Origin of the sequence: Actinoplanes sp. GCM10030250 (assembly GCF_042666575.1) — a bacterium.
Taxonomy (GTDB): Bacteria; Actinomycetota; Actinomycetes; order Mycobacteriales; family Micromonosporaceae; genus Actinoplanes.
In genome coordinates this window covers 262,085-269,526 of sequence record NZ_JBHTDO010000007.1, presented here as the reverse complement: position 1 = coordinate 269,526, position 7,442 = coordinate 262,085, and the positions used below count along the sequence as shown (strand labels likewise).

At 69.1% G+C, this 7,442-nt stretch carries 6 protein-coding genes; 3 read left to right on the top strand and 3 right to left on the bottom strand.

What is annotated here, in order from left to right:
- Window positions 1–661: 661 nt before the first annotated feature.
- On the bottom strand, window positions 662–1,129 hold the full coding sequence (locus ACFQV6_RS13110; protein WP_378027693.1) for an ATP-binding protein: 468 nt from the start codon (window positions 1,127–1,129) through the stop codon (window positions 662–664).
- 327 nt (window positions 1,130–1,456) lie between these two features.
- Between ACFQV6_RS13110 and ACFQV6_RS13105 the strand changes: the two genes are divergently transcribed.
- From ACFQV6_RS13105 to ACFQV6_RS13095, 3 genes are all read left to right on the top strand, one after another.
- Window positions 1,457–2,269 carry an RNA polymerase sigma factor SigF gene (locus tag ACFQV6_RS13105; protein ID WP_378027692.1) on the top strand — a complete coding sequence of 271 codons (813 nt, stop codon included), beginning with the start codon at window positions 1,457–1,459 and terminating at the stop codon, window positions 2,267–2,269.
- A 242-nt stretch (window positions 2,270–2,511) separates the two neighbouring features.
- Window positions 2,512–3,174 carry a DedA family protein gene (locus tag ACFQV6_RS13100; protein ID WP_378027691.1) on the top strand — a complete coding sequence of 221 codons (663 nt, stop codon included), beginning with the start codon at window positions 2,512–2,514 and terminating at the stop codon, window positions 3,172–3,174.
- A 148-nt stretch (window positions 3,175–3,322) separates the two neighbouring features.
- On the top strand, window positions 3,323–4,153 hold the full coding sequence (locus ACFQV6_RS13095; protein WP_378027690.1) for an SDR family NAD(P)-dependent oxidoreductase: 831 nt from the start codon (window positions 3,323–3,325) through the stop codon (window positions 4,151–4,153).
- Between the two features lie 84 nt (window positions 4,154–4,237).
- On the opposite strand, the gene ACFQV6_RS13090 is transcribed toward ACFQV6_RS13095, so the two are convergent.
- Together ACFQV6_RS13090 and ACFQV6_RS13085 are read right to left on the bottom strand one after the other, a co-directional pair.
- The gene (locus tag ACFQV6_RS13090) at window positions 4,238–5,359 is read right to left on the bottom strand and encodes a hypothetical protein (protein ID WP_378027689.1); all 1,122 of its coding nucleotides are present in this window, start codon (window positions 5,357–5,359) and stop codon (window positions 4,238–4,240) included.
- A 6-nt stretch (window positions 5,360–5,365) separates the two neighbouring features.
- The gene (locus tag ACFQV6_RS13085) at window positions 5,366–7,369 is read right to left on the bottom strand and encodes an alkaline phosphatase family protein (protein ID WP_378027706.1); all 2,004 of its coding nucleotides are present in this window, start codon (window positions 7,367–7,369) and stop codon (window positions 5,366–5,368) included.
- Window positions 7,370–7,442: the final 73 nt, after the last annotated feature.

Below are 7,442 nucleotides of genomic sequence, written 5' to 3'. Positions count from 1 at the left end.
AACTCTCCAATAAAAACCCTTGGAAAAGCGCTCCTGACAACAAACAAAATGTTGCCAAAGGAATCCCTAACCCATCCAAAGACAGGCCGGGGTATTGCCATAAATGGCACTGGCTTATCAAGCACCCTGTTGAGTTCTCAAAGAACAACCGCACACCATCAAACGATCCGCATTCCGCGGCCCGCCCTCCGGGGCACTCGCTCTACATTACCCTTCGCTATTCCGTCCCGCCAAATCGGGGGTTTCCCTCCGGTCTGACAAGCGAGGCATTCGCTCAGGCCCGCAGAAGATTACACGACGAGTCGTGTCACTCGATCTTTGGGGTTTGGCAGGACGGCCGCTGCGGATCTCTCCGCTAGCTCGCCCGTTTCCCTGCCGGCTCGGAGAACATTACCCGCTCGCTCCCACGACGCCAAATCGACCCCCCACCCCGGGCGTGACAGCTGTGACCACCGAGTTCAGGCGCCATTAGTGAGCAGAAATTGCATTTCCGTGCCCCCGCCATCACCCTCCGTCAGCTGGCTCCCAGTGCTGCCTCAGCGCCGTCGAGACAGCACTGGCAACCAGCCGGACCCCCTCCGCCGCGAGCAAGGCGCCCGGACTGAAACGCGAGCAAGGCGCCCGGACCGAAAGCTGTAAAGGAAGAGGAGAGCAGGAGGGCTCACTCCGAGAAGCTGGCCCACACGTGCTTGCTGTCCTCACTCCGGTACCAGCCGACGTCGACAGCGAAGCTCCGCGCCAGCATCAGCCCCAACCCGCCCGACCCAGGCGGCCGCTCCACGTCGAACCGTGGCTCCGCCTCCAGGTCGTGATCCGCCACGTCGATGATCAGCCGGCGGTCGAGCTGCATGAGTCGCACCACCGCCGGCGGCGAACCGTGCCGCAACGCGTTGGTCGCCAACTCCGTGGCCACAACCGCGATCCGATCACCCACATCACTCCGCGATGAGACCAACGCACGCGGAACCGGGGAGGGCGGGATGAAGACGGACGAGACCGAGGGGGACGAGACACCGAGAGCCTCACGCAATGCCGCCCGCAACCTCCGCAGTCCTCGGTAGCTGTCGAAGGTCCAGCTGTACAGCTCGACAGCGCCGGTATGCGGTACCGAGGCAGGCAGCGCGGTCATCCGTCCATCTTCCCGGCAGGGAGGCGTAAAGCATTGGCCCGTCCGGACCGCCGACCGGACCGTACGGTTTACCCCCAGAGCGGCGAACTATTGCCTCCACCGTGGGAGCGAGCCCACGCACATATCCTTTTTGCCCCACAAGGGTACGGTAAATGACTCATACTTTCGGCTAGTCTTCTCTAGACCTGTCGGATAGAGTCTCCATAACCGAACGGCCAAGTGTGCCCGGATGGCGGTTAATCGCCGCTGTTCAAGGATATGGACGCCCGACCAACCGGGCCCCGCAAGGGGCCGGCTCTCCGGAACGGTGTCAGGGAGGACCACGACATGACCGTCACCGAGACTTCGACCGCGGTGTCGCCGTCGACAGCGGCCAGCGCGAAGGCTCCGGCCGACAGTGCGGCCGAGCTGCTCGCCGCAATGGCTGCGATGCCGGCCGGCCACCCCTCACGCGCCACCATGCGGGACCGGGCGATCGAGGCCTGGCTGCCTCTCGCCCGTCACCTCGCCCACCGCTACTCGGGTCGCGGTGAGCCCACCGACGACCTGATCCAGACCGCGACCGTCGGCCTGATCAAGGCGGTCGACAAGTTCGACCCCGAGCGTGGCGTCGACTTCGCCGGCTATGCGATCCCGACCATCATCGGCGAGATCAAGCGACACTTCCGCGACCGCACCTGGTCGGTCCGCGTGCCCCGCCGCCTGCAGGAGCTGCGTCTCGCGATCACCGAGGCCAACAGCACCCTCACCCACAGCCTCGGCCGCTCGCCGACAGTCCCCGACATCGCCGTCCACCTGGGCATCAGCGAGGAGGACGTGCTGGAGGGCCTGGAGGGCGCCCGCGCCTACAACGCCACCAGCCTCAGCACGCCGATCAGCGCCGACGGCAACACCGAGCTCGGTGACACCCTCGGCGGCGAGGACTACGAGTACGAGATCGCCGAGACCCGCGTCGCCCTCGGCCCGGCTCTGGCGACGCTCGACGAGCGCGAGCAGAAGATCCTCACGCTGCGGTTCTACGGCAACCTCACCCAGTCGCAGATCGCCGACCAGATCGGCATCTCGCAGATGCACGTCTCCCGGCTGCTGACCAAGGCCCTGACCAAGCTGCGCGGTCAGCTGGCCGCCGACTCGCTCTGACACGCTTCCCATCGGCGGCGTCGACCTCCCGGTCGGCGCCGCCGTGTGCGTGTCCGGGCCTCTTTCGTGCGGTGTCCCAACGCGTGTGGCTTTCCGGTCCGAATGGCGCCGGAAGTCCACACTCACCGGAAAAGCGCAGAGTAGGCCCCTGAGTACGCCTGGTCATTTTCGGAAAGGTCGGACCAAACGTGAAGCACCAGGTCGGTGTGGCGTCGCTCTCCGCTGGCGCTACCGTGTAGCCAATGCCACCTACAGACTCCCTCCCCGGAATCCTGGAGAGTGTCGCCCCGATCCTGGATCGCTGGGGTTATCTGGCGATCGGTGGGGTCATCGGGGTGGAGAGCTTCGGTGTCCCCGCACCGGGTCAGACGATCATGGTCGCGGCCTCCATCTATGCCGGTGCCGGCCGGATGAACATCTACATCGTCGCGCTCGTCTCGTTCGTGACGGCGGTGCTCGGCGACAACATCGGCTACTGGATCGGCCTGCGCGGCGGTCGCAAGATCGTCCACCGCTGGGGCAAGTACATCTTCGTGACACCGGAGCGCCTGGAGAAGGCCGAGAAGTTCTTCGCCCGGCGCGGCAACCGGATCATCGTGGTGGCCCGTTTCATCGACGGGTTGCGGCAGCTCAACGGCGTGATCGCCGGCATCACCCGAATGCCCTGGAAGACGTTCCTGATCTACAACACGATCGGTGCGGCGCTCTGGGTCGGCTGGTGGTGCACTGTCGCCTACCTGCTCGGTGTGCACATCGTCGAGATCATGGGACACGTCCACGAGTACATGTGGCCGGTGATCGGCGTGGTGGCGGTCGCGATCGCGATCTACGTGACGCTGCACGTGCGACACATCCGCCGACGGCGTTCTCAGTCGGCTCCGGTGATCGAGGAACCCCAGCCCTGAGGCATCGACGCTCCTGACCATTTTCGGACACGCACCACCGCTCCCGTCCGGAGAGCCGGGCGTCAGCGTGCTGTGCGATCGTCAGATGCCGCACGTCGGGCGGCGGGCGACGTCACCGCCCACGAGGGTGACATCGGAGGCGCGTGCGGTGCAGCGGTTCTCATTCGCGGGGCGGACCTGCGTCATCACCGGGGCGGCGAGCGGGATCGGTGCCGCCCTCGCCCTGGACCTGGCACGACGCCGCTCGGTGCTGGCCCTGGTCGACAGGGACGGCGAAGGGCTGGAACGGGTCGCCCGCATGGCACGTGAGTCGGGGGCAGCGGAGGTTACGCCGTACACCTGCGATCTGAGTGATGGCGGCGACCGCCGCGACCTGGCCGCTCAGGTCTTGGACCGCCACGGTGGCGCCGATCTTCTGATCAACAACGCCGGGGTCACGCTGACCGGGACGTTCGAGCAGAACAGCATGGCGGACGTCGACTGGCTGCTGGAGATCAACCTGCACGCGGTGATCCGGACGACCAAGGCGTTCCTGCCGCAGCTGCTGGAGCGGCCCGGCGCGCACGTCGTCAACATCTCCAGCCTGTTCGGGCTGATCGCGCCGCCCGGCCAGGTGGCGTACGCGACCAGCAAATACGCCGTCCGCGGTTTCACCGAGGCGCTGCGGCACGAGCTGGCCCCGCGCGGTGTCGGTGTGACAGTGGTGCATCCCGGCGGTATCCGGACGAACATCGCGGCCAGCGCCCGGGTCAGCGGCATCGACCCGGGCGGTGAGCAGGCCGCGCAGGCCCGCCGTTTCGCGGAGGCGGCGCTGACCATGCCGCCCGAGGAGGCCGCCCGGCAGATCGTGGCGGCGGTCCAGGCCCGGCGCCCACGCCTGGTCATCACCCCGGCGGCCAGGGCCGGCGACTGGCTGGCCCGGATCACACCGACCCGCTATTGGGCGATCAGCGAGTTCGTCACCCGCCGGCGGTTCTGACGCCGGCTCGCGTTCTCCGGGCCGGCCGCATGTAGCGAGGCCCACGTTGCAGGGACGCAGCTCAGACCTCCACCGCGAAAGTGTCTAGGGCTGGAAGCTGGCGAAGCGGGGCCGGTCGCGGCCGGAGATCGTGGTGAAATCGCCGCCGGCGTCGATCGTGCCGGCGGAGCGGTTCGCGGTCAGGACGCGCACGCCGATGACGCCGTTGGCCTGCGGTGCCCACTCGGTGAGCCGACCGGTACCGGTCATCGCCGCGAGCTTGACCCGGGGCACCGAGCCGTCCATGCAGGCGCCCTGCGGCCCGTTGCGCGCGGTGAGGCAGGCGCGGTCGAAGTGGCCGCCGACGTACGTGACACCGCCGAGGTTGGTGATTGCCACCGCGTCACCGTCGAACACCCGCTGCCAGCGCATCGCGCCCTGGAGGGTGTAGGCGATCGCCCGTCCACCCTGGCCGCCGGTTGCCGCGTACACCCCGAACCGGTCCACGGTGATCGCGTTGACCTCAGCCGTCACCTTCGGCCGGAAATACCTGTCGAGGGCTCCGGTGCGGCCGTTCACCGCCGCCAGCCGCAGCGTGCTGCTCACCCCGTTGACCTTGTGGAAGGCGCCGCCGAGGAAGAGCTGGGACCCGATCGCCGCGAGCGAGTGCACCCGATCGTCGGCGTGCGCCTTCCAGCCGCGATCGAGACGTCCGGTGTCCAGCGAGAACGCCGCCAGATTGCGCCGCTTGGCCCCGTCCACCCCGGTGAAGCTGCCGCCCAGGTAGAGGCGGCCGTTGGCGGTGGCCAGGGCGTACGGTGTGCCGTCCACCGCGTGGGTGAACGTGTCCACCACCCCGGTCACCGGGTCGAGCCCCGCGATCGCGTCGCGTTTCTGGCCGGCGACGGAGTGGAAGTCTCCCGCCGCGTAGATCGCGCCGCCGGTGGTGGCGAGTGCGCGTACCGTGCTGTCCGCCGCCGGAGCCCAGTCCAGCAGCGTGCCGGTACGCGCGTCGAACGCCGCCAGCCGTAACCGCTCGTAGCTGCGCCCCGCCCAGGTCGCCCTGGTGAACGACCCCCCGACGTAGACGGTGCTGCCCCGGTAGGCGATCGCGTACACCGTGCCGTTGAAGGTCGGCGCGGCGCGCACGCTCGTTCCGACGGCCTGCGCCGGAGCCGGGGCGAGAAGGAGGAGGGTGGTCAGGACGGCCAGGTGAAGAAAACGCACATCGCCTTAACCATCCCGGCTGGACGAAAGTCGCGCTGATCTGCCCGGTTCGAGACCTTCGGCACGGATCGGGTCGCCGGCACCGAGCGATGCGGGCTCGGGTTGCCGCAGTCCCAGCATCGTCAGCCAGTCCACGAGCTGCCGGTGCACCGCGTCCGGCCCGTCGAGGTCACCGATGGCCGGCCACGCGGACGGGTGGACCAGAACGGCGTCGGTCTGCCAGCCGCCGAGGCCGCCGTGCGAGCCGACCAGCTCCTCGAACGCGGAGACCTCGTGCGTCACCGGGTCGACCGAGCTGATCAGCACGAGGTCGCCGACGTGTGCGGCGCTCTGGTGACGCAGCAGGTCGTGGCACGCTCGAGGACCGTACGGCAGGAGCGGGTCGATGCCGGTGACCGCACCGTCGCGCAGCCGCTGGGTGCCGCCCGACCCGTACACGATCGGTCCCTCGTCGTCCTGGACCACCACCAGGCCGATCCCCGGGTGCGCGGCGAGTCCCGGGATCAGGTGCGGGTACGCGTGCTCGATCGCGGCCCGGTTCAGGCGGTGCGGGAAGCGGGTGAGGTAGACCATCGACAGGTTGCCCGAGGACACCACCAGCAGCGGGGTGGACGGCGTGATCTCGGGTTCCTTCTTGCCCTCCTCCTCGGCGGGCATCCGGGACCCGGCCGCCGAGTCGGCTCCGGCGAGCCGGTCCACCACCTCATCGAGCGTCTCGCCGTGGCGCTGCCGGAAGGTGGCGCCCTGACTCTGACCGTGGTCGGAGAGCACCACCAGGTGATAGCGGCGGGCCGCTTCGGGCGCGAGGCGTTCCAGCACGCCGAGCATCCGGTCCAGGCTCTCCAGCTGGCGCATCGACTCGGGGCGGGCCGGGCCGGCATGGTGCGCGACCTCGTCGTAGTCGACGAGGTCGCAGTAGATCGCCGGGACACCGCGCGCCATCTGCTCGGCGACGAGCGAGACGTTGACGTCGCGCAGCAGCATCGAGGCGGGCCGCAGCGCGAGGAAGGCCCCGGAGCGGCTGACCCGCGGCTGGAGGTTGCGGCGGCGCTGGAGGCGGGCCTGGTGCAGCTCGGTGAAGATGTCGGCGACACCGAGGACGAGGGCGCGGGTGAAGCCGTACGGCGATGCCATGAAGGCGGCCCAGCCCCGGGCGGACCGGCCGGGCAGCGCGGCGTGGCTGATGGTCAGCAGGCTCGTCTCCGCGTCGCCGCTGAACGCGTTGCCGATGCTCACGCCACCGTCGCGGAGCAGGCCCTGGCCGTCGCTGAGCCGGGTCTCGATGATCGCGGCATCGCGCGGGCGGTTGGAGACCATCAGCTTGCCGGTCTCCTTCTCGTACCAGCGGAAGGCGGGGATCTGCCGGGTCGCGCAGTGCAGGATGCCGGCCTGGGAGGCGGGTGTGGTGGAGGGCAGCCCGGTGTGCCACGGCCGCAGAGTGTGGCTACCGGTACGCAGCCAGTGGCCGAGTGTGGGCAGGTTGCCGGCCCGGATCGCCCAGCGCAGCACCGGCTCCGCCACACCGTCCAGCTGGATCATGAGCAGGCCCGGTTCGGTGCCGGGAATCGGACGGCGGAAGCTCAGCAGCGGGCCGCCGGCACGACGAGCGCCGCGGCGGCGGACGCCCCGCATCAACCGGCGCGCCTCCCGGACGAACGTGTCGTCGCTGCCGGCGTCGGCCATCCAGTCCAGCAGGGCGGCCACCACGACGGCCAGGATCGCGGCGGCGACAAGCGTGGGCAGGCCGCTGATCTGCTCGGCCGGGTCGAGTTCCAGGGCCACCACCATGACCACGACCTGGGCGACCACGCCGAAGAGCATCGCGCCCCAGCCGCCGAGCGCGGTGATCCCGACAAGCAGCAGCGGGCGCAGCACGGCACCGACCACGGCGACCAGCAGGACCAAGCCGAGGATGTCGACGATGTCGGTGGAGGCCACCCCCGGCATCAGCCAGAGGGTGAGGGTGAGCACCACGAACGTGGTGAGGGCGCTGCGGAGCACCGCGCGCATCCGGATGAGGACACGGCGCCAGGCGAACAGGGTACGCGGTTCGGTGCGACTCACAGCCACGTCATGACCATCG